20 protein-coding genes are annotated in these 20,837 nt (G+C 71.8%); 8 read left to right on the top strand and 12 right to left on the bottom strand.

The features are described 5' to 3' along the window. From WMF45_RS00750 to WMF45_RS00760, 3 genes are all read right to left on the bottom strand, one after another. On the bottom strand, window positions 1-1,407 hold the full coding sequence (locus WMF45_RS00750; RefSeq protein ID WP_437715058.1) for a hypothetical protein: 1,407 nt from the start codon (window positions 1,405-1,407) through the stop codon (window positions 1-3). A gap of 357 nt (window positions 1,408-1,764) precedes the next feature. After that, entirely contained in the window at window positions 1,765-3,813 is a 2,049-nt protein-coding gene (metG, locus tag WMF45_RS00755) for a methionine--tRNA ligase (RefSeq protein WP_437715059.1), read from the bottom strand. A gap of 55 nt (window positions 3,814-3,868) precedes the next feature. Next, window positions 3,869-4,732: a DUF6209 family protein gene (locus tag WMF45_RS00760; RefSeq protein WP_437715060.1), complete on the bottom strand. Its 864-nt coding sequence runs from the start codon at window positions 4,730-4,732 to the stop codon at window positions 3,869-3,871. Window positions 4,733-5,341: 609 nt separating this feature from the next. Here WMF45_RS00760 and WMF45_RS00765 point away from each other — a divergent pair. Both WMF45_RS00765 and WMF45_RS00770 read left to right on the top strand, forming a co-directional pair. After that, entirely contained in the window at window positions 5,342-6,802 is a 1,461-nt protein-coding gene (locus WMF45_RS00765) for an FG-GAP-like repeat-containing protein (protein WP_437715061.1), read from the top strand. Window positions 6,803-7,123: 321 nt separating this feature from the next. Continuing rightward, window positions 7,124-7,633 carry an RDD family protein gene (locus tag WMF45_RS00770; RefSeq protein ID WP_437715062.1) on the top strand — a complete coding sequence of 170 codons (510 nt, stop codon included), beginning with the start codon at window positions 7,124-7,126 and terminating at the stop codon, window positions 7,631-7,633. A gap of 47 nt (window positions 7,634-7,680) precedes the next feature. Here WMF45_RS00770 and WMF45_RS00775 read toward each other — a convergent pair whose 3' ends face one another. Together WMF45_RS00775 and WMF45_RS00780 are read right to left on the bottom strand one after the other, a co-directional pair. Beyond that, complete coding sequence (locus tag WMF45_RS00775; RefSeq protein WP_437715063.1) at window positions 7,681-8,103, bottom strand: hypothetical protein; 423 nt, start codon at window positions 8,101-8,103, stop codon at window positions 7,681-7,683. 186 nt (window positions 8,104-8,289) lie between these two features. After that, window positions 8,290-9,159: a hypothetical protein gene (locus tag WMF45_RS00780; RefSeq protein ID WP_437715064.1), complete on the bottom strand. Its 870-nt coding sequence runs from the start codon at window positions 9,157-9,159 to the stop codon at window positions 8,290-8,292. A 65-nt stretch (window positions 9,160-9,224) separates the two neighbouring features. On the opposite strand from WMF45_RS00780, the gene WMF45_RS00785 reads away from it, so the two are divergent. Both WMF45_RS00785 and WMF45_RS00790 read left to right on the top strand, forming a co-directional pair. Then, window positions 9,225-10,241: a zinc-binding alcohol dehydrogenase family protein gene (locus tag WMF45_RS00785; RefSeq protein ID WP_437715065.1), complete on the top strand. Its 1,017-nt coding sequence runs from the start codon at window positions 9,225-9,227 to the stop codon at window positions 10,239-10,241. A 274-nt stretch (window positions 10,242-10,515) separates the two neighbouring features. Continuing rightward, window positions 10,516-10,920, top strand: coding sequence for a hypothetical protein (locus WMF45_RS00790; RefSeq protein WP_437715066.1), 405 nt, complete (start codon window positions 10,516-10,518; stop codon window positions 10,918-10,920). 45 nt (window positions 10,921-10,965) lie between these two features. Here the strand turns inward: WMF45_RS00790 and WMF45_RS00795 are convergent, their stop codons facing one another. The 5 genes from WMF45_RS00795 to WMF45_RS00815 all read right to left on the bottom strand — a co-directional run bounded on the left by WMF45_RS00795 (window position 10,966) and on the right by WMF45_RS00815 (window position 15,402). Next, a complete protein-coding gene (locus WMF45_RS00795; protein WP_437715067.1) occupies window positions 10,966-12,834 on the bottom strand; it encodes a hypothetical protein in 1,869 nt (622 codons plus the stop codon). 47 nt (window positions 12,835-12,881) lie between these two features. Beyond that, complete coding sequence (locus WMF45_RS00800; protein ID WP_437715068.1) at window positions 12,882-13,994, bottom strand: hypothetical protein; 1,113 nt, start codon at window positions 13,992-13,994, stop codon at window positions 12,882-12,884. Window positions 13,995-14,082: 88 nt separating this feature from the next. Next, window positions 14,083-14,505: a hypothetical protein gene (locus tag WMF45_RS00805; protein WP_437715069.1), complete on the bottom strand. Its 423-nt coding sequence runs from the start codon at window positions 14,503-14,505 to the stop codon at window positions 14,083-14,085. A gap of 25 nt (window positions 14,506-14,530) precedes the next feature. Next, window positions 14,531-15,151, bottom strand: a complete 621-nt coding sequence (locus WMF45_RS00810) for a hypothetical protein (RefSeq protein ID WP_437715070.1) — start codon at window positions 15,149-15,151, stop codon at window positions 14,531-14,533. Then, window positions 15,148-15,402 carry a YdeI/OmpD-associated family protein gene (locus tag WMF45_RS00815; protein ID WP_437715071.1) on the bottom strand — a complete coding sequence of 85 codons (255 nt, stop codon included), beginning with the start codon at window positions 15,400-15,402 and terminating at the stop codon, window positions 15,148-15,150. Before WMF45_RS00815 ends, WMF45_RS00810 begins: the two co-directional genes overlap by 4 nt. A 162-nt stretch (window positions 15,403-15,564) precedes the next feature. Here WMF45_RS00815 and WMF45_RS00820 point away from each other — a divergent pair, with 162 nt between their 5' ends. From WMF45_RS00820 to WMF45_RS00835, 4 genes are read left to right on the top strand one after another with little or no spacing between them, the layout of a single operon-like run. Beyond that, window positions 15,565-16,473 (top strand): hypothetical protein, encoded by a 909-nt coding sequence (locus WMF45_RS00820; protein WP_437715072.1) that lies wholly within the window; start codon window positions 15,565-15,567, stop codon window positions 16,471-16,473. A gap of 2 nt (window positions 16,474-16,475) precedes the next feature. After that, window positions 16,476-17,252, top strand: a complete 777-nt coding sequence (locus WMF45_RS00825; protein WP_437715073.1) for a hypothetical protein — start codon at window positions 16,476-16,478, stop codon at window positions 17,250-17,252. Then, window positions 17,249-18,151: a DUF692 domain-containing protein gene (locus WMF45_RS00830; RefSeq protein ID WP_437715074.1), complete on the top strand. Its 903-nt coding sequence runs from the start codon at window positions 17,249-17,251 to the stop codon at window positions 18,149-18,151. The genes WMF45_RS00825 and WMF45_RS00830 overlap by 4 nt, the downstream gene beginning before the upstream one ends. After that, a complete protein-coding gene (locus tag WMF45_RS00835; RefSeq protein ID WP_437715075.1) occupies window positions 18,148-18,648 on the top strand; it encodes a hypothetical protein in 501 nt (166 codons plus the stop codon). The genes WMF45_RS00830 and WMF45_RS00835 overlap by 4 nt, the downstream gene beginning before the upstream one ends. Before the next feature lie 266 nt (window positions 18,649-18,914). Here the strand turns inward: WMF45_RS00835 and WMF45_RS00840 are convergent, their stop codons facing one another. Continuing rightward, a complete protein-coding gene (locus WMF45_RS00840; protein WP_437715076.1) occupies window positions 18,915-19,631 on the bottom strand; it encodes a Uma2 family endonuclease in 717 nt (238 codons plus the stop codon). Between the two features lie 271 nt (window positions 19,632-19,902). Beyond that, window positions 19,903-20,541: a hypothetical protein gene (locus WMF45_RS00845; protein ID WP_437715077.1), complete on the bottom strand. Its 639-nt coding sequence runs from the start codon at window positions 20,539-20,541 to the stop codon at window positions 19,903-19,905. Between the last annotated feature and the right edge of the window lie 296 nt (window positions 20,542-20,837).

The raw sequence follows: 20,837 nt of genomic DNA on the forward strand, positions 1-20,837 counted from the left end.
TCAAGGCTCCTTCTTCTTCTTCCACTTCTTCTTCTTGGGCGGCGGGAGCTTCGTCTTGTTCGGGTCCTTGGGCGCCCACGGGACGCGCGTGTCGATCGGCAGGATGTCCTCGTGCGGCAGGGCGCGCTCGCCCTCGCGCTTCACAGCGAACGACGCCGAGACCACGTTGACCTTGTGCGCGCCGACATCGGACAGATCGCCCTTTACGCGGAGCCCGACAGGGATGCAGAACCTCCTCTTTCGCTCTTCTTCATCCATGTCGCTCGCCGGCGGCGCCCCGTCGCCCGGGCCGCGCAGCTGGCCGAGCCGACTCGGGTCCTCCATCGCCAGCTGGAGCTGCTCGAGCACCTCCTCGGCGCACACGAGCTCCGGCTTGGGCTTCTTCTTGCTGCCGGACGGATACTGCACCTTGGACTGGACCTTGACCGTCACGGTCACCGGCTGCCGGTCAGGCCCCATCTGCAGCGCGCTCCCCGCGAGCGCGCTCTTGGCCCCGTCCACGATGCGATCCCACGTGGGGCCGTCCCCGGCCGACGCGCTCACCAGCCGGACGCCGAGGACCTGGCCGTCGGCGCCGAGCTTGACCTCGAAGGTCGCCCGCGCGTCGAGGGGCGCGGCCGAGGAGCGCACCATGTCCGCCAGGGTGCTCGCCACAGCGCCCGCGGCGGGGACGCTGATCCCCACGCTCTTGTCCTTGCTGTGCAGCGTCTCGTTCAGCACCGTGCCCGCGATCGCCGGATCCACCGGGCGGGCGCGCGGGGCGGCCGTCGGGGCGGCGCGCGGCGCGTCGGGGCCGGGGAGCACGCCGGGCACGGCCCAGAGGGGCGTCCCGAGCCCTGGGGCGAGCGCGATGCCCCCGCCCTCCGCGGGCGGTGCCCCTCCGTACTCGTCGCCGGGCGGCGCCGTCGCCGGGGCCCCCGGGGCCTCCGCGGCGGGCGCAGGGGCCTCTGCGGCGGGCGCGGGTGCGCCGGGAGCCTCGGCGATGGGCGCGGCGGCCTCGGCCGCAGGCCGGGCGGCGGCTCCGGCTGCGGGTGGCGCCGTCTCCGGAGGCGCGGCCTTCGGCTCGGCGGCGGGGGCTGCCGGCGCCGGCCTCGCGCGCTCCACCGAGGCGACCTTGGCCGCCGCGGCGCCCGGCGCGGGCGCCTGCGCCTTCTCGGCTGGAGCGGCCTTGCCGATCTCGCCGGCCGCCTCCGGCTCGCCCGCGACCGGCTCGCCCCCGGCCGGCGCCGCGGTTGTGGCCTGGGGAGCCGGTGGTTCCAGCTCGAAATCGATGCCATCCACGATCGCGGACGCCTCGGCAGGGCCCTCCGGAGGCCGCTCCGGCGTCGGCGCGGCGAGGATCGCGGCGTGCGCCGCGACCGCCATGGCCAGGGCCACGGCATCGCGCCCCCGCAGGGAGATGCTCACCGCCTCCTCGTGCCAAGGCAAGCGCGCATCGACCAGTTCTAGCACGCCCCCCGGCGCGCGGACCGGCATCCCCGGTGGTCCCCTGCCCACCGGCGCGCAAAGCACGATCGCGGCGCGGCGACCGCGATCACGCCGCGCGGCCGGGGAGGCCGGGGGTGAGGGGATTGCTCGACCCTGCGGGAACGATGGAACCGCCAAGTCGCCAGAAGACGCCAAGATTTTTTGTGTTTTCTTGGCGTCTTCTGGCGACTTGGCGGTTCAAAAAAAACACCTGCGGCCAAAGTCCCCCACCACCAGAGGCCGGTGTTTCGCTCCCCTCGTGTCGCTGCGCTGCGAATCGCGTGCCGGCGTGCGGTATCAGAGCACAGGCGTGCCCGGCGCGGCGTCCTCGACCGTGATGGTGCGGACTCGCCCTTCGACCTCGGCGGTCAGCAGCATGCCTTCGGACACGAGCCCTTTGCCGAAGTCGCGCGGCGGCAGGTTGCAGATGACGACGATCCGCTTGCCCACCAGCTCTTCCGGAGCGTAGCTCGCCGCGATGCCCGAGATGATGCGCCGCGGAGCGCCGTCGCCGGTGTCGACCCGCAGATCGAGCAGCCGGTCCTTCTTCTTCACGCGCTCAGCGCTCGTGACCACGCCGATCCTGAGGTCCAGCCGGGCGAAATCGTCGAACGCCACAGGGCTCTTGCCCTGGCGCGCCGGCGGGGCGGCCCCCTCGGCACCGCCGCTCGCCGCGGGCGCGGCCTTCGCCTCCGGGGCGGCCTTCGCATCGGCCTTCCCCGGCTCGCCGTCCGGCCGCGGCGGGGCGAACCGGGCGAGCAGCTCGGCCTCTTTCTCCTTCTCGAGGCGCGGGAAGATGGGTGAGCCCCTGCGGAGCTTCTCGCCCGGCGCTCGCGAGGGGAGCGCCATCGGCCAGCGATCGCTGCCCTCCTCGAACGCGATCGGCGGCAGCCCGAGCTGCTCGCGCATCCTGCCCGCCACGATCGGCATCACGGGGGAGATCATCACGCTGATCGCCTCGAGCTGCTCGATCAAGGTCGCGATGATCGTCCCGAGGCGCGCCGGGTCCGTCTTCTTGGCCACCCACGGAGCGGCCTTGTCGATGTAGAGGTTCGCCGCGGCGATCACCGTCCAGATCGCGTCGAGCGCGCGCGTCGGCTGGTTCGCGTCGAACGCCGTCGCCGCGGCCGCCGCGGCCTGCCGCTGCGCCCCGGCGAGCTCCTCCTCGAGCGGGCCCGAGGCCCCCTTCACGGGGACCTCCTCCGCGAACGGGAGCACGCGATTCAGCAGGTTGCCGAGCGCATTGCCGAGCTCCGAGCCATACCGCGACAGCACGTCCTGGAGGCTGAAGTCGCCGTCCTGACCGAACGAGATCGCCCGCATCAGGCAATACCGCACCACGTCCACCCCGACGTCCGCCGCGCCCGGGCCGCCGGGCAGGGCCGCCGCGGCCGCCTCGGAGAGGGCGGTCGCCACCTCGACGGGGCTGATCGTGTTGCGGAGGGTCTTCGACATCTTCTGCCCGCTGTACGTGAGGAACCCGTGGGCGAAGACCTGGCGCGGCAGCTCCGCCTCGCTGTAGCCGGCCGAGAGCAGGAACGCAGGCCAGTAGACGGCGTGGAAGCGCAGGATGTCCTTGCCGACGAGGTGCACGTCCGCGGGCCAGAAGCGCGTGTTGTCCTCCGGCTCCCGGAGGGCGGTCATGTAGTTCGCCAGCGCGTCGAACCAGACGTACATGACGTGCTTCGGGTCGTCGGGGACGGGGATGCCCCACTGGAACGTGGTGCGGGAGACCGACAGATCCTGGAGCCCCTCGCGCACGAAGCTCACCACCTCGTTCAGGCGGCTCGCCGGCTGCACGAAGGTCGGGTTGCGCTTGTAATAGTCGAGCAGCGCGTCTCCGTACCTGGACAGGCGGAAGAAGTAGCTCTCTTCCTTGACGCTCTCGGCGGGCTTCTTGTGCAGCGGGCAGACGTTCCCGGGCTGCTCCAGGTCCTTCTCGGTGTAGTAGGCCTCGCAGCCGACGCAGTAGAGCCCCTCGTAGTGGCCGAGGTAGATGTCCCCGCGCGCCTTGATCCGGCTCCAGAGCTCCTGCACGGCCTTCTTGTGGCGCGGCTCGCTCGTGCGGATGAAGTCGTCGGGAGCGCAGCCGAGCTTCGGCCACGTGGCGCGGAAGACGGCGGCGATCTCGTCGGCGTGGGCGCCCGGCGCGACGCCGCGCGCCTCGGCCGCGCGCTGGATCTTGAGGCCGTGCTCGTCCGTGCCGGTGAGCATGCGGCTCTCGTGGCCGCGCAGCCGGTGGTAGCGGCACAGCACATCCGCGGCGATCGTCGTGTAGGCGGTGCCGAGGTGCGGGACGTCGTTGATGTAATAGATGGGCGTCGTGACGTAGAAGCGGCTCGCCATGGCAACGCCCTCTTAGCATGGGGCGCTCTCCCGCGGCGAGCCGGCGCGGCGCCGATCAGATCAGCGCGTCCTCGGGGAGCTCGGCCTGGTGCAGGACTCCATCCGTGAACACCTGGCCGTCGATCTCGTAATAGAGCCGGAGCTGCACCCTGCGCGCGTCCGGCCGCGGCGACACCGAGCCCGGCGTCGCGGTGGATCCCTGGAAAATCTTGCCCGCGAAGCTGAACTGCTGGTTCGGGCCCCACCCGGTATACGAAAGCGGGATCGTCTCGGCGTGGACGAGCGCGTCGTGGCCGTCGAACACGTGGACATCGATCCATGCCTTGGCGCCCCACGCCGAATGGCTGACCCACGCGTCGAGGTCCACGTGGGTCTGGATGTCTTTCCCCAGGATCGGCCCCTGTGCGGGCCTCGGGAACGCGTTGACCTTCGAGACCCGCAAGGCGCGGACGTTCGTGATGTCGGGGCGCCGCTGCGCCCCCGCGCGGTAGAGGACCGGCTGCGCCGGGATCCGCGGCGGCGGGCCGCCCACGTCGAACCAGTAGTTGTCGCCGAAGCGCGTGTCCCACGCCTCGCACCGGCGGCTGGTCTGCGAGAAGCCGTGGAACCAGAGCTCCGCCTGGGTCGCGTCGTCGGGCACCGAGATCTCCAGGGCCGCGGGCCTGTGCGCGACGACGTGCCCGGGCGGGTTCCCCGGGGCCCGCACCTCCTCGACGACGCTCCCCTGCACGATCGCGCCGCGCGGGTGAAAGCGGACGTAGGCGGTGATGTCGCCGATCTCGGCGCCGCGCCACGTCGTGAAGCAGCGCGACAGGCGGCTCAGCTCATACTCGATCCTCAGCTTCCCCCCGCGCTCGATCAGACCTTGCTGCGCGTGCTGCCAGTCAGGCAGGAACTGGAGAACAGCGGTCGTTGCCATCGGGACCCTCCTTGCATGGACGCGTAGCCAGGAACGGGCACCCGCTGCAAGCGGGGCGACGTTTCAGCCGGCGTGCGGGCCGATCGCGCGCCGGCCGAGCGGCGCGGGTGGGGCGACGCGGCGGCAGCACGGCGCGGCCTCCTCGTCGACGTGAGCAGCATCGCGGGCCGGCCCGTGATGCCGCTGGGCCGGTCCCGCGATCGGCAGCTGAATCGACGGAGACGCCGGCCTGGTCGATGTTGTGCGGGGGGGCGGGGAGGTGGCGTTCCAGCATGACCAGCGGCTCATGGAGCGTCACATGTCACAACGAGGGCGTGACATGTCACAACGGGGGCGTGACATGTCACTCCGCCGCGCGCCGGAGCCAGGCCGCTGCCGGATCTGAGCGCTGGTGACGCTCTTTTCAAGATTCTACGGGCCGTACAGGACCCTGGCACGGCCTCTGCAAAGCGCTGCGGCGAACGTCGCGCTCTGTCTCGAACGCTCTCGCCCGCTGCTGGACGAGCGCCTCAGAGACACAGGCTGCCCGACGCTTCGTGGCACCGCGGCGCAGGCCCCGGCGCCGCGGACCGCGTGGACATGCACGAACATTTCTTTGGGAGAATAGCCATGAAAAGCTTTCGTTATCTCGCCTTCAGCGCCGCTTCCATCCTCTTGGGCCTCGGCTGCAGCGCCGGCGACGGCGTTGCTCCGTACGACAGCGAAGACGGCGCCGACATCACCGAGGAGGGCCAGGAGCTCTACGTCGATTCGGGGCTCATCTGGGACACGCTCTTCATCCCCGTGTGCTGGGAGAATGCCGCGAGCTCGACTACCGAGAAAGGATGGGTGCGCAGCGCGGTGGCCAACACCTGGGAGGCGGCCTCCGGGGTGCGTTTTCAGGGCTGGGGCACCTGCAACAGCAGCAGCTCCGGAATTCGCATCAAGGTCTCTGACGAGCTGCCCCACACCGAAGACCTCGGCGACGACCTCGACGGCGTGGCCAACGGGATGGTTCTCAACTTCACCTTCAACAACATCCTGACCAGCTGCCAATCGAACCGCGAGAGCTGCATCCGGAGCATCGCCGTGCACGAGTTCGGCCACGCCCTCGGCTTCGCGCACGAGCAGAACCGCCCGGACACGCCGGCCTGGTGCGACGAGGAGCAAGGCTCCAATGGCAACGTCACCGTCGGCGCGTGGGATCTGGACTCGGTAATGAACTACTGCAACCCCGATTGGAACAACGGCGGGTTGCTCAGCGCGACCGACATCGAAGGCGTGATGCGCTTCTATAGCGGCTGGGCCGTGTCCTGGGCGGGCACGAGCGGGTGGGACTCCATCAACGCGTCGGAGATCTCGGTGTCCGACCTCCGGGTGGGTGATTTCAACGGAGATGGCAAGGACGACCTGTTCCGCGCCGACGGCTCGGCGTGGTACTATTCCTCCGGCGGCACCGGCGGCTGGACGCTGCTCCGCAGCTCTGGCTACACCCTCTCGGACCTCCGGTTTGCGGACTTCAACGGGGATGGCAAGACCGACGTGTTCAACGCCGACGGCTCGCACTGGTGGGTGTGCTACGGCGGCACCGGCAGCTGGGTGCAGCTCAACACGTCCAGCACCGCGCTCTCGGACCTCCGGTTTGCGGACTTCAATGGGGATGGCAAGGACGACGTGTTCCGCGCCGACGGCTCGGCGTGGTACTATTCCTCCGGCGGCTCCGGCGGCTGGACGACGCTCAACTCGTCTAGCTACACCGTCTCGGACCTCAGGTTTGCGGACTTCAATGGGGATGGCAAGGACGACGTGTTCCGCGCCGACGGCACGCACTGGTACATGTCCTCCGCGGGCACCGGCGGCTGGACGACGCTCAACACGGCCAGCACCACCGTCTCGTCCCTCAAGTTTGCGGACTTCAATGGGGATGGCAAGGCTGACGCGTTCCGCGCCACCGGCTCGACCTGGTACGTGTCCCTCAGCGGCACCGCCGCCTGGTCGACCCTGAACACCGCCAGCGCCACGCTCTCCCAGGTCGCGCTCGGCGACTTCAACGCCGACGGCAAGGCCGATGTCCTGAAGACCTGGCACTGAGCCGGTACATACGTCCCCCCAGCGGGGCATGCCGCGGCCACCCTCATGGTCGCGGCATGCCCCGCACGCCGTGGAGTGACGGCGACCCCTTCGATGCATCGACAGGCTCGGGGACGAGGCCGCTCAGGAGCTCGCCCTGAGCGCCGATCCGTCCACACTCCGAAAAGCGTGTCCGGTTTGATCGTTCATCGCCGGGTCGACGGGGCTGTCTTCACGCCGCCGCCTGCGGGGCGTAGCATGCGGTTGGGCGCGTCGACTCCGGGGGCAGTCTGCCCTCGAGCGCCGCGCCGCGACGTCACCCAACCCGCATCGAGAGGTCTCATGAGTTCTCCGACCGCCCAGCCCGCCGAGGGCTACAACCCCTACGAAGCACCCAAGGCAGACGCACCCGCGGCGCTGCAACCGGAGACGCGCTCGCGGTTGCGGCTCGCGAGCGGCGGCCGGCGGTTCGTGAACCTCATCGTCGATTACGCGGGAATGCTGCTGTTCACGTTCCTCGTGGGCGGGCTCTTCGGGCTCATCGCAGGCGGCGAGGCGCTCGAGCGGATCAACGATACATTGCTCAGTCTCGTGATGATGTTCGCGTACTATGTCTCGATGGAGGCGATCTTCGGCGCCACGCTGGGCAAGCTCGTCACTGGCACGCGGGTCGTGATGGAGGACGGCAGCCGCGCCGGCCTCGGTCGGATCGCGATCCGCACCCTGTGCCGGTTCATCCCCTTCGAGGCGTTCACGTTTCTGACGCGGCGGGGCGGCGCGCCCGTGGGCCTGCACGACGGGCTGTCGAAGACCCGTGTCATCCTCGTGCGCGGCGCTGACGATGCACGTTGAGAGGCGGTGCGCCGAGCTCCTGTGGGACCGCCCCGCGGCGGGGCAGGTCAGGGGACGGCCTGCTTGCGAATGCGAGCGAGAGAACGAGAGCACTGGAGGGCCATGGCGCCGAACCCGACAAAAGAGACGCCAACGTCAGGCCAGCTCCGGAGGTCGAGGGCTTCGACGCGCACGAGCAAGAGGTACGCGAAGGCGAGGTTGGCCAGCGCCCAGGCGACGTTCACCGTCGGCGGCGACAACCCCTTGAATGGCGGTGATGCAAACGGGGTCTGCAGCGGTTGGCCGGATACACCGGCGATCAAATGGGGGAGCGCATTGGCGAGGAACGCCGCACCGAAGAAGTGCGCGAAATGGACATACCAGGGCATGGTGATCTCCTCGATCTGTTCGAGCGGAGACGGCTCTCGCACCAAGAAGTACTTTGGGGCGGCTTTCCCACGCAAGGAAGAAGACAGGGCCACCTTGTTCACGTGCCGGTCAGCCTAGCACTACTGCGGAAAGTTGCCCCGGATCGGCAGAAAAACCGCCATGGCGCCAAGGTCGCCAAGGGCGAAGAAGGAGTGCCGTCCCGGCATTTTTCCCTCTCATGTCCCTGGTTTCTTGGCGCCCTTGGCGCCATGGCGGTTCGCTTCCCCCTCCGACTTCCCGCAGTAGTGCTAGGGCGTGAGATCGATCATCGATTCGGTGCCCTTCAGGGTCACGGAGATCGCCGCGCCCAGGCCGGCCCCGCCGGCGAACGCCGGCGCATCGACGCGCACCGCGCACCTCCCGTCGGCGATGACCTCCGCGGAGCGGGTCAACATATCCCCGCGAGGGACCTCGGTGCTCTCGCAGAACCGGCCATCGACGGCGCAAGCCTCCGGCGTGGAGGACGTCACCTCGAAATCCTCGGTCCTCGCCTCGCTGCACAGCGGAACACCGCCGGACGCGAGGCCGGAGATCACGGCGACCACCCGGTTCCCCGTGCGGTGGAACCCATCGAACGTCTCGCCATCCACGAGGGCCCTGATACCCCCCGCGACGCCCGGGAGCGCGAACGCCACGTCCATGGCGTCGATGCGGGCGGCAGGGATCACCGAGATCTCGCGCGATGCGCCGCCGTCGGCCGCGGTGATCACGACGCTGCCGTCCCCGGTCGCGACGATATCGGAGGGCGCGCCCCCCTCGCGCACCCGGAGCCCCACGCCGGTCCCCACCACGTCGACCGCCGGGTGCTCGACGTTCTGTGGAGAGAAGCGCAGGCCCGCCGCGTCGAACGCCGCCGCGGTGATCGGGAGAGGCCGGTTCGACTGGATGACGGCGCTCGCGCCGCACTCGGCCGGTGTCTCGATCTGCCAGCGCGGGCGCGCCGCCTGGACAGTCATGAGGCCAGCGCTCATGAACAAGAGAAACGGGAGCAAGCCTCTTCGCATGCCGTAGAGGTAACAGACATGACCTGCGGAGAGCGGCAGCGGCAGGGTTGCGACCGGGTCGATCTGTGAACGGCATTCACAGATCTTGGTCGCCGCGCGTGGATTGTCCGTCACGCCGGCGAGAGTCACCTTGCGGCGCGTGACGGGGCCTCTTGCCGGCCCCGCAGAGGAGCAACGCCATGCACGCCGTAGGAGTCCACCGTTACCTTCCCATCGAGCACCCCGAGAGCCTGCTCGATCTCCAGCTGCCGGAGCCGACGCCGAGGCCGCGCGATCTGCGCGTGCGGGTGTGCGCGGTGGCCGTGAACCCGGTCGACGTGAAGGTCCGCGCGCCGAAGCCCCGGGTCGAGGACCCGCCGCGCATCCTCGGCTGGGACGCCGCCGGCATCGTCGAGTCGGTCGGCGCGGACGTCACCGTGTTTCGGCCGGGAGACAGGGTCTATTACGCCGGCAGCATCGCGCGGCCGGGCAGCAACGCGGAGGTGCACCTCGTCGACGAGCGCATCGCCGCGCCGATGCCACGGTCGCTCGGGTTCGCCGACGCGGCGGCGCTGCCGCTCACCTCGCTGACCGCGTGGGAGGGGCTCTTCGAGCGCCTCGGCGTCGACCCCGAGGGGCGCGACGCGGGGAGCGCCTTGCTCGTCCTCGGCGGCGCCGGCGGCGTGGGCTCGATGGTGGTGCAGCTCGCCAAGGCCGCAGGGCTGCGGGTCGTCGCCACCGCCTCGCGCGAGGAGAGCCGGGCGTGGGCGCGCTCCCTCGGCGCGGACGTCCTCGTCGACCACCACGCGCCGCTCCGCCCGCAGCTCGAGTCCGCGGGGCTGCAGCACGTGGAGCTCATCTTCAACACGCAGAGCACCGAGGCGTGGTGGGACACGATGGCGGACCTCGTGGCGCCGCGCGGGCGCATCGTGGGGATCGTCGAGGCGAAGGCGCCCCTCGATCTCGGGAAGCTCATGTCGAAGAGCGCGACCTTCGCGTGGGAGCTGATGTTCACGCGGTCCCTCTACGAGACAGCGGACATGGCCGCGCAGCGGGCGATCCTCACACGCGTGGCGGCGTGGGTCGACGAGGGGCGGGTCCGCACGACGCGCCGCGAGCACTTCGGCCGGATCAGCGCGGCGAACCTGCGCGCCGCGCACGCCCGCATCGAGTCGGGGCAGGCGGTGGGCAAGCTGGTGCTGGAGGGGTGGGGCTGACCGCGGGGCCGCTGGCTCACCTGCCACAGGGTGTCACGTGACACCCTCGTGGCGATGTGTCACCCGCGGCGCTCCTGGCCAGCGGCGCGTGCAGGCGCCCGAGGGCTCGGCGCGAGCACCCCCGCGCAGCGGAGGCGGGCGGCGCGCGGCCGAGACGAGGCTCAATCTTCGCGGTTCGGCGCGAGTTCGCAGCTGGCCTGCCGGTTGCTGAGGTCCCTGCGCGAGCGAGCCGTCGAGATGAATCGACGGCAGCGCCACCCCAGGAGAACTCGCCATGATGTTCGAACGACATGTGCTCATTCGCCGGACCTTGATCGCCGCTGCCCTCGCGTTGCCCATCGGCGCCGCGATCGCCGCGAGCGCGCCGAACGACGCGGTGGCCGGCTGCCAGATCACGGTGCGCGTGCACAACTCCGGCAGCCGGCCGTTCACGGTCGACTGGGACGAGAGCAAGGTGAAGGTGTCCGGCGGCACGTGGGACAAGCTCGCGAAGACCTCGTCCGAGTCGGTCGGCGCCGGTCAGACGAAATCGGTCGTCTACGGGGCGCTCTTCAACTGCGGAGCGAATCGCCGGTACCAGATCCACACGACCCGGGGCGGCGACGAGGAGACGACCTACTTCCCGGGCGTCAGCGACTGGACGACGGACCAGTCGCCCACGATCAACATCTCGATGTGACGCCGCCACGAGCGCGGTCCGGGACTCTCGCGCGGTGGGTCGACGTCAGCGGGCGAGGAGCGCGATCGCGTCCTGGATCCCGGCGTGGGTCAGCCGTACGCGGACGTCGACGCGGGCCGCGCCGGATCCGAGCACCTCGGAGGTGACGGCGAGCGGGACGGCGACCCCGCCGCGCGCCGGCAGCGCCGCGAGCGCGGCGAGGTCCCTGGCGGCCTCGTCCAGCGCCTCGGGCGTGTCGCCGTTCGCCGCGAGCAGCGTCAAGCCGACCAGCGAGAAGAGCCCGCCGGCCAGCGTCCCGCGCCTCCGCAGCACGTCCATGTCCGGCGCCGCGCCGAGCGTGCCCTCGTCGCGCCTCGGATCCGCCGCGACGCGCAGCCGAGCCACAAGGGCGGCGTCGTCCTCGCTGATCCCGAGCCACGTCCGCTGGCCGGCGGGGACGACATAGAGGTGGGTCGTGTGCGCGGGCGGGGCGTCCTTCGTGAGCGGCTTGGAGCGGAGCTCGACGTGGAGCGTCCCCGCGGGAAGCGAGGCGGGCGCGCGGACGATCGCGTGCGTCGTGTTCTGCTTGTCGTCGTCGCCCTTGCGAGCGCCGTCCTTCGGCGCGCTCCGCTTGAACCTGTCGAGCTCATCGCCGCGCTGGAGGAGCTCCTTCACCCCCGAGATCCAGGTCTGCGCCGGCTCCTCGACCGAGGCCAGCACCCACCCCTGGAGCGCGAGGCGCGCCGCCTTTCGCGCGCGCGGCGCGCCCTTGTCGCGCTGGTAGGCCGCGAGCGCCTTCTCCGCCGCCGCGCCGTTCGCGCCCGCGCCGACGACGAGGGGGCCGCCCGTGAGGGCCAGGGTGCCGAGGCGATCGAGGAACTGATCGAGCCGCGCCCCGTCGTAGCCGTCGTCGATCATGTCGTCGCGCAGCGCCTTGAAGACGGCCTCCCGCAGCGGGGCCAGCTCGGCGCGCGACGCGCCCTGCGTGTGGAACGCGACCGCCGTGTCGGCCGGGAGGCGGAAGAACGCCGGCGGCGGCGCGGCGTCCTGCGCGGCGGCCGGCGCGAGGGCCAGCGTGAGGGGCGAGCGCCGGCTCGCGAAGCGCACCGTGAGGCCGACATCGACGTCCGCGCGGCCCCACGTGAGGTCGACGTTCAGCCCCTCGATGTCGCGCAGGAACCCCGCGGCGAGCTCCTCGCCCAGCGCCCCCGCGCGGCCGTCGTCCTCGTCCTCGTCGCCCGCGGCGCTCGCCTCCTCCACGGCCTGGCGAAGGGTCCGCTCCGAGAGCTCGATCCGCGCGTCCGCGTCGAGCGGCTCCCGGCCCACGACCTGGACGAGGTAGGCCGCGGCGGCCTCGATGTCCTCCACGTCCTCGCCGCAGAGCAGGCGCGCGCCGTTCCGCCGCTCGCCCGGATCGAAGGCGCAGGCCCAGGGCGGCGCCTCCTCGTCGGGATCGGCGTTGCGCGCGCGCTCGACGCGCAACAGGCCCGGGTGCTCCTGGAGCTCCTTGAGCACGAAGCGATCGGCCAGCCGCGGCACCTCCTGTTCCGCGACCGACAGGGAGGCAACGGCGTGAGCGCCCGTGGTGCCCAGGAAGGCGACGTCCATCGGCCTTTCCAGATCGACGATCCCGGCGAGGTCCGGGCCCACCGCTCCCTCGAGCACGCTCGTGGGTTCCGTCGAGCCCAAGGTGAACACGAGCGCGCTGCTCGGCACGAGCTGCGCGGCGTTGGCCCAGGTCCGCTTCGGATGGGCGATCCTCAGCACGAAGGCGAGCTCCGCCGGCGCGTTCGCGGGCTGCGCCGCCACGACCGCGGGCGCGGCGACGGCCGGGCGCGGCGCCGCGGGCAGCGGCACGACGGGAGCACGCTGGGGAGCCGGGGCGCCGGCGCACGCGGTGACGAGGGCGATCGGGAGGAGGGCGGCGCGCTTCATGAGGCGCCGATCGTCGCGCTCGAACCGGGCCCCTGGCAAGCGGGGTGTCACTTCGGGAGCTTCATCACCGTACCCGCGGCGCTGTTCGTCCAGTAGACGCTTGTCGCGTCCACGGTGATGCCCAGCGGATGATCTTGCCCCGTCGCGAGCGTCTCGGGATCGCCGCCTCCGATGGGCACCCTCTTCACGGTGCCGTCATCGTTCGTCCAGTACACGCTCTCGGCGTCGATCGCGAGCTTCCGCGGGTTGCGCTGCCCCTCCGCGAGCGCGAAGGGGGGGCCGCCCTGGAGCGGAGCCTTCATCACGGTGCCTCCGTCGTTGGTCCAGTAGACGGCGGCGGCGTCCACGGCGATGTCCTGCGGCTTGATCTGCCCGTCCGCGATCGCGCTGGGGGCGCCGCCCGCGACAGGCACCTTCATCACCGTGCCTCCTTCGTTCACCCAGTAGACGTGGGTCGCGTCGACGGCGATGCCGAGCGGCGAGTCTTGCCCCTCCGCGAGCGCGACCGGGGAGCCGCCCGCGACGGGCACCTTCATGACGGTGCCCTGGTCGGCGCTCGTCCAGTAGACGTTCTCGGCGTCGACCGCGATGCCCATGGGGTATGTCTGCCCGTCCGCGAGGACCGTGGAATCGCCCTCGTACGTCGCCATCATGATGATCTCGAGGCCTGAGTCGGTGAAATAGATCTGGCCGGAGGGGTCGAGCGTGATGCTCTGGGGGGCGAAGGGGGGGTCTCCCATGAAGAGGAACTCCGCATTGCCGCCGCGGACAGGCACCGTCATCACCTGTCGAGCGACGGGATCGACCCAGTACGCCGTGGTTTCGTCGACCGCGATGTCGGTCGGCTCGACGCCGCCCGACGCCAGGAGGAGGGGCTGGCAGCGCGACGCCACGCACGGCGCTCCCAGGCAATAATGGCCGCAAGCGCCGCAGTGCTCCGGATCGGAGGTCCTGTCCGCGCAGGCGCCGGCGCAGAAGGACAGGCCATCCTCGCAGCCGGGCGCGTCGTCGCCTCCGGTCCCCGCCGCGGCCACGGCGACGCCTCCGCCCCCGCCGGAGGTCCCCGAGCTCGTGGCGTCGGAGCTCCCAGGAGCGAAGTCCCGAGCTTCGGGGCTACACGCGGACAAAGCAAGCACACTCATCAGCAGGAAGCGGTTCATGGCGCTTAGTGTACACGGAACGCGGGAGCACGTCGGCAAGCCTGCCTCGGAGCGCTCGTGCTGTTCGCTGCTGTCGGGCGCTGTCGTATCAGCGGGCCAGCGCGATGAGCGACTCGGGCATGCCGAGGTCGACAAGGGCCGGCCGCACGAGGGAGAAGAGCTCGAGCCAGACGCGATCGAACGCCGCCTCGAGCGGCGTCGCGGCCCTCCTCGATACCGACCGGCGACGTTCGATGAGCCCATCTCCGGTGCGGCTCCGGATGTGCCGGACAGGAGCGTCGTCGAGCGCCCACCGCTGGAGCTCCTCGGGGAGCTCGCGGAGCGCGCCGCTGAGCCTCTCGAAGGCTTCCGGGGTCAGCGAGAGATCGTGGCGTGTCCCGGTTCGCTCCTCGGGGCCCGACGGCCCGATCCAGTGGCACCTCACCGCGCCATGGCCGCTCACGCGCAGCGTGGCCTCCCAGCCGGCGAGCGACGCGGAGAAGCCGGGGACGAACGCGAGGTCGATCACCATGATATGATAGAGCGGGGCGCGGGCCTCAGCGCGCCGGGGTCATGCCCGTGTCGTCGAGCGCCGGCCAGGCCGGCCGGAGCGGGAGGACGAGCGCATCGAACGGAGCGGGCAGCGATACAGAGTTCGGCGCGTGCAAGCAGAACTCCCGGCCGGGCCCGAGCACCATCTGCCGCATCCACAGGCCGGCGCTCGCTTGCTCCAGGATCGGCGTGAGCCGGGCGAACAGCTCACCGTAGGACACGCCGTCGGGCTTGCCGAACCAGTGGGCGTGGCCGGGCGCGTTCAGCGCAACCCCGCCCCGCAGGCGATACAGGCCCCCGGCCCCGCCGCCGGCGAGCGCGGCCGCCGCGTCGTGCGGCGCCGAGCGGCTGGCGGAGACCGCGGCCTCGTTCAAGGCGCCGAGCGCACCGAAATCGTGCACGAGGTACCAGTCCTCGTAGACGTCGCCGCCGCCGGCCGCCCACGGGGCCCCGGAGAGCCCGACGCTGAACGACCGGAGAAAGCCCGGCGCGGGCGCTCGGGCGAGCGCCGCGTGGAAGGCGCGCTGCCGGCGCTCGTACTCGCCCGCGGCGGCCTGTGGTTGCCTCCAGTGCCAGAACACGTAGGCCAAGATGGACTCGCTGTTCCCTCCCGCGGGATAGCTCACGTCTTCTCCGATGCCGGATGCTTCATGTTCATGTAAACACCGCCGGCTTCGAGCTCATCCAGCATCTGGCGGAGGCGCTTCTCCCTGGTGTCCTGCCGCTTCGCCTGAATGATCCACCCGATATAATCGTTTTGCTGGTAGGCAGGGCGCGCCTTGTAAGCATTCATCAGGCCACGCTCGTTCAGCGCGGTCTCGACGAAATCGGGGATCGGGTGCCTGGGCCGTCTCAGGCCTGATGGGTCGGCGCTCATGGCTTCCTCGTTATACCGATGCACGGCGTGGAGGTGAAGCGGAGGGTCGCGCCCCTCGCCGCTCGGGGCTCGTCCCGGGCGATCACGGGCTGGGCGCGGCCCTCGTGGTCGATGAAACTTTCGCCGCGGTGGGGCGTCTCAGCTCCCCGGAGGTTCCGCCCGATGCCCAGACGTCGTGGTCTCTTCCTTGCGTTCTCCCTTCTTTGTCCGGCGCTGCTCTCCGCCGGGTGTGCCCAGCCGATCGACGCTCCGGACACGACCGCGTACGTGCTGCTCGATCCCGCGGCGCGCGCTCGCTGGACCGTGACCAGCGACGGCTGGCAAGGGGCGCCGATCCTGCCGGTCGCCCTCGACGTGGACGAGACGGCCGTGCTGCGCGGCCCGGAGGGCGCGGAGCGGATCGCGCTGCGCGGGGGCATGCTCGCGCACGTCCGCGGCGCCGAGGGCGAGATCCGATGGCTCGCGCTGGGGGAGGAGGCGCGGGACGACCGCCTGACGCTGCACGCGAGCAAAGCGGCCGCGGCGGCGCTCGCGGCGCTCGTCGGCGGCGAGATCTCCCGGCGCCGCGACGGCATGTGGACGCTCACAGCGCCGGATCTGCTGGAGCGCGGCTCCTTCCTCGATCCGCCCGAGGGCGTGATCGAGGCCCTGCCCGACGCGCAGCGCGAGCCGGGCGATCCTGCCGCGTTCGCGCCCTCGGCGGCGCAGGACGCCCTGGACGCGCTCGCCGCGGTGCCTGCGGCCGCCGGAGGCGGCGCGCTGGAGCCTGGCAGCGCGGAGGCAGAGCTGGTCGGCCTCTACGCCGCGGGGCTGCGGACGCTCCTCCTGGACGCGTCCGGGGGCTTCACGCTCGAGGACCGCTGCTCCGGCGAGGTCGTCGCGACGGGCGAGTACTCGGCCGCGGGTGATCGCGTGATGCTGCGATCCGCGGGGGCGGCGCCGATCGTGCTGGGCCGGGATCGGGATAGGCTGGTGCGGCCGGGCTGGGAGGCCTTCGCGCCGCTCGCGCCCGAGCCCTCGGGGCGCGGCGAGGTGGAGAGCGAGCTGCTCGGGAACGGCGGTGAGGAGTGACCATGAAGCGCAGGCATTTGCTGGGAGCGACTGCAGCAGGGCTCGCGGCCACCGCGTGGCCCGCGTTCATCCGCGACGCGTTCGGCGACGGCGCCGCGTGCGACGAGACGGGCAAGCCGGTGGCCGCCGCGGGGTCGCTGGTCCAGGTCTCGGCCGCGTTCCGCCGTGCCCGGCAGGCGAGCAGGGCGCTGCTCGTCTTCGTCATCCCCGCCGACGACAGCGCCAAGTGGGAGCGCGGCCACGCGTTCGGCGAGCTGCTCAACTTCGGCGCGGACGGGGATCTCGCGCCGCTCGCGGGCGTCGAGGTCGTCTGCGCGACCATGGCCGATCTGAAGAAGCTCGTGCCCGGCGCCGGCAACGGAGAGCCGCTGATGGTGGCCGTCAGGACCGACAAGGTGCCTGTCGTCGCGACGCAGCTCGACGTCGCGCTCCCGAGCTACGACGCAATGCGCCGCATGGCGGCCGGTGGCCGGGAGGAGCAGCTGAAGCACGACGACACGATCGCCGCGCAGCGGATCGGCGCGCTCGGGGCGCTGCTCCGGAAGGGCCTTGGCGCCGGCGCGGGCAACGTGGAGGCCCGGGCCGCGAGCGTGCGCGCGCGGCTCGTGAAGGCGCCGCCCGCGGGCGCGCGCTGGGCGATCGCCAGCGGCTGCGGGATCGACGTCGAGGGGGCCAAGGACAGCGGGCTCATGGCCTGCGGCATGGGGCACGTGCCCTCCAAGTCACGGCGCTTCCTGTACTTCTTCTCGGTCGACGGGCGCGGGGCATCCACGCGTTGATCCCGGTCGGCCTCACGCTCCAGCCCGACGCGGCGTTCCTCGAGCTGCTGGCCGAGGTGATCCTGCGCGACGCCGACTACTACGAGGTGGCGCCCGAGACGCTCTGGCGCGTGCCGGACGCCGCCGAGGCCGATCTCCAGGAGAACGGCTTTCACCGCCGCTTCGCCGAGCTCGCGCGCCGGTCGGACCGGCCGTTCGTCGCCCACGGCGTGGGCTGGTCGCTCGGCGGCGCCTCGGCCGCCGACGCGGGCCGGCGCGCCCGCTGGCGCGCGGCCCTCCGGCGCGACCACGCGATCTTCCGGTTCCGCTGGTACACCGATCACCTCGGGATCAGCGCGCCCGCCGGGCTCTCGACCGGGCTGCCGCTCCCGATGCCCATGAGCGCGCACGGCGCCGCGGTCGCCCGCCGCGCGCTCCGGGCGATGCAGGACGTCGTGGAGGACGTCGGCGTCGAGAACAGCGTCAGCTACTTCGTCCTCGGCGATCCGCTGGACGAGCCGCGCTTCCTCGAGCGCATCCTGAGGGCGCCGCGGACGCACCTGCTGCTCGACCTGCACAACGTGCACACCATGGCGGAGAACTTCGGCTTCGATCCGGCCGAGTACGTGGCGCGGCTCGATCTGGGCCGGGTGATCGAGATCCACCTCTCCGGCGGCGGCCCCAGCGATCCGGGCTGGCTGCCTTCGGGCCGGGTGTTGCGGCTCGACGGCCACGACGACGCCGTGCCGGAGCCGGTGTGGCGCCTCCTGGACGAGGTCGCGCCGCGCTGCCCGAACCTGCGCGGGGTGACCCTGGAGCGCATGGAGGGCACGGTGCACGGCGCGGACGACGCGGCCGCCGTGCGGGAGGAGCTCCGCCGCGCGCGGCGCGCGCTCGGCCGGCGCGGGAGGCGCAGGTGACGCGCGCGGCCGGCGGCAGGTCAGCGGGGCGCGCGGCGCGTGGCGGGGCAGGGGAGGCCCGCGGCGGGGCAGGGGAGGCCCGTGGCAGGGCAGGGGAGGGCGCGGCGGCGCGGCCGGCGCGGCTGACCGGGGCGCAGGCGCACGCGCGTTACGAAGCGCTCGTGGCCCGCGCGATGACCGCCGAGGATCCCGTGGCCGCGCTGCGCGCCGCGGCCGAGGATCCGGCGCTGCCGCCCGCGCTCCGGAAGGCGCTGCTCGGCGCGGACGAGGACGGCGTGAGGATGTCGGCGCTGCTCGTGGCGCGGCTGCGCTTCGAGCGGCTCCTGCGCGGCTCGCCCGAGGCGGAGGCGTGGTTCGACCGCGATCCTGCGGACTTCAGCGCCGCGTTCCGGCGCTACCACGCCGAGGTGCCGCCCACGGCCTTCTTCCCGCCGGGCGAGGCCCGCCTCTTCCGCCGCTGGATCGAGGCTCGCTTCGGGCCTGCGCGCGCCCGATGACCTGGTGGGCACCAGCAGCGCTTCCTCGCACCCCTACCGGGTGTCGGCAGCGCGTGCCCTCCCCCCTGCCGGGTGTCAGCAGCGCGTCCCCTCGTCGCTGCCGGGTGTCGGCAGCGCGTGCCCTCCCCCCTGCCGGGCGTCAGCAGCGCTTCCTGCCGCGTCCCGAACCGGCGGCTCGCGTTGGCTTCGACCTCTGCGGCGACCACGGCGGTGGAGGGGTGGCCTCGTCGGAGATGGCGAAGTTGACCCGGCGGATGCCGACGGGGTCAGCCGCCTCGTCGGCGCAGCTCGGCCTCGAGCTCGGCGATGCGCCGCTCCGCCGTCGCGTGGGCGGCCTGCTCTGCCTCGGCGCGGCGTCGCTCCGCCTCGGCACGGCGTCGCTCCGCCTCTTCGGGGGTCGGGACGAGCTCCGCCCCGTCGGGGGTGCGGGCGAGACGAAGCGCCGCCGGCTGGCCTGCGGCAGGGACGACGACCCAGTGCAGATCGAGCACGGTGCACGGGCTGCGTTCCCCTTCGACGACGCGCTCGACCAGATCGTCGTCGATGCGATCCCAGACCCGCAGCCGCTCTCCTGGCGCGGCGTCAGGATCGAACGCGACGAGCTCCAGCACGCCGAGCTCGTGGTACTTGCGGAGCTTGTCGGCCCACGTCTGCGGATCCGCGTCGTGCTCGCTCACGATCTCGACGGCGAGCTCAGGGGCACCGCGCTCCCACGTCTTCCAGGAGCCGAACGGCGTGTCAGGGGTGCCGAGCCGGACAAAGGCGTCCGGCGCCAGACACCGGCTCGGATCCGACGCGGACCAGTAGACGAACTGGTCGGATCCGATCGACGCGCGATCCGCGAAGGTCTTGAGCACGACATAGAGCAGGGTCCTGATCTCGAGGTGGCGCTTGGTCTCCGGCACGAGGGCCTCTTCCGGGAAGTGGAGCGGGGAAGGCGCGCGAACGTGGCGGAGCCGGCGCGCGAGCGCGGCGTGCTGCATGGGGGACAGTATCCACACGCCGTGTGTGTACGTCGACCGCGACGCGGCTCGGTTTGCTCGCTTCGTCAAGATCGCCGCGAGTTCGTTGCGGCGCGCGCCGGTGTAGCCTGGCAGCGCGGCGGGGCAGGGGAGGGCCGTGGCGGAGTAGGGGAGGCCCGTGGGCGGGGCAGCGTAGGCCCGCGGCGGGGCAGGGGAGGCCCGCGGCGGACCATCTCTGCGAGGAGAGCGTCCGTGCGCTGCACCGGCGGCGCGAACACGCTCGTCGTCGAGGTCAGAAGGTGGCGCACGTGACGGTGATGTCGCCGTTCGCGTCCGCGAGGCAATGGAGGACATCGAGGCACTCGTTCGACGCGTCGACGCACTCATTGCAGCTGGCACTGCCGCAGCCCTGGGGCAGGTCGCGGCACTCGTACCGGGTGAACGCGCAGCCGTCGGGAACGTTCTCAACACATATTTGAGCCGCCTTCTCGCAGAACACATCGCCGCACGCGAAGCGACCTTGCGGCGCGGGCCCACAGTTTCCGAGGATCGACGTGCCCACGCCGGCGGAGTCCGCGAGACACGCGTTGTCGTAGATCTTGCCGTCGCAGCCGCAGGCAGGTGGACCGCCCAGGCCGCTGCATGAACTGGGCACAGCACAGTACTCCGCCGGGCAGACGTCGTTGGGCGGGCTCGTCCCGCACGCAAGGTCGCCGAACAGGCAATGCGATCCCGGCGCGCAAGGCCCATTCATCCCGCACGCCTCACCAGCTGTCCCCGAGCCGGAGCTCCCGCTGGCGCCGGCCGAGCCGGAGCTCCCGCTGGCGCCGGCCGAGCCGGAGCTCCCGCTGGCGCCGGCCGAGCCGGAGCTCCCGCTGGCGCCGGCCGAGCCGGAGCTCCCGCTGGCGCCGGCCGTCGACGTGGAACTCAAGGTATCCTCAACAACGGTGACAGCGTCGCACGCCGCGAGCAGTGCGGCCGTCAGCAGCGCGCCGGTGACAGCAGCCCATGATCTTCGCATCGACGATTGGTGTGGCATACGTTCGCCCCAGGCAAAGCCCACGCCAGGCGCGTTGTGCCGCGATTGCTGTTGTTTCTCCATCTGGCGCGCGAGGTTCGTGTCGCCTTGTGCCGAAGTTGGCCATGGCACCCCCAGGGCCTCCGGAGGGTGTTCACTTCCTCATTCAGGCACCCCTGATGCCTCCTGCCCCGGAGAACTGGACCTGG

It is taken from the genome of Sorangium sp. So ce448, assembly GCF_051520915.1.
Classification (GTDB): domain Bacteria; phylum Myxococcota_A; class Polyangia; order Polyangiales; family Polyangiaceae; genus Sorangium; species Sorangium cellulosum_B.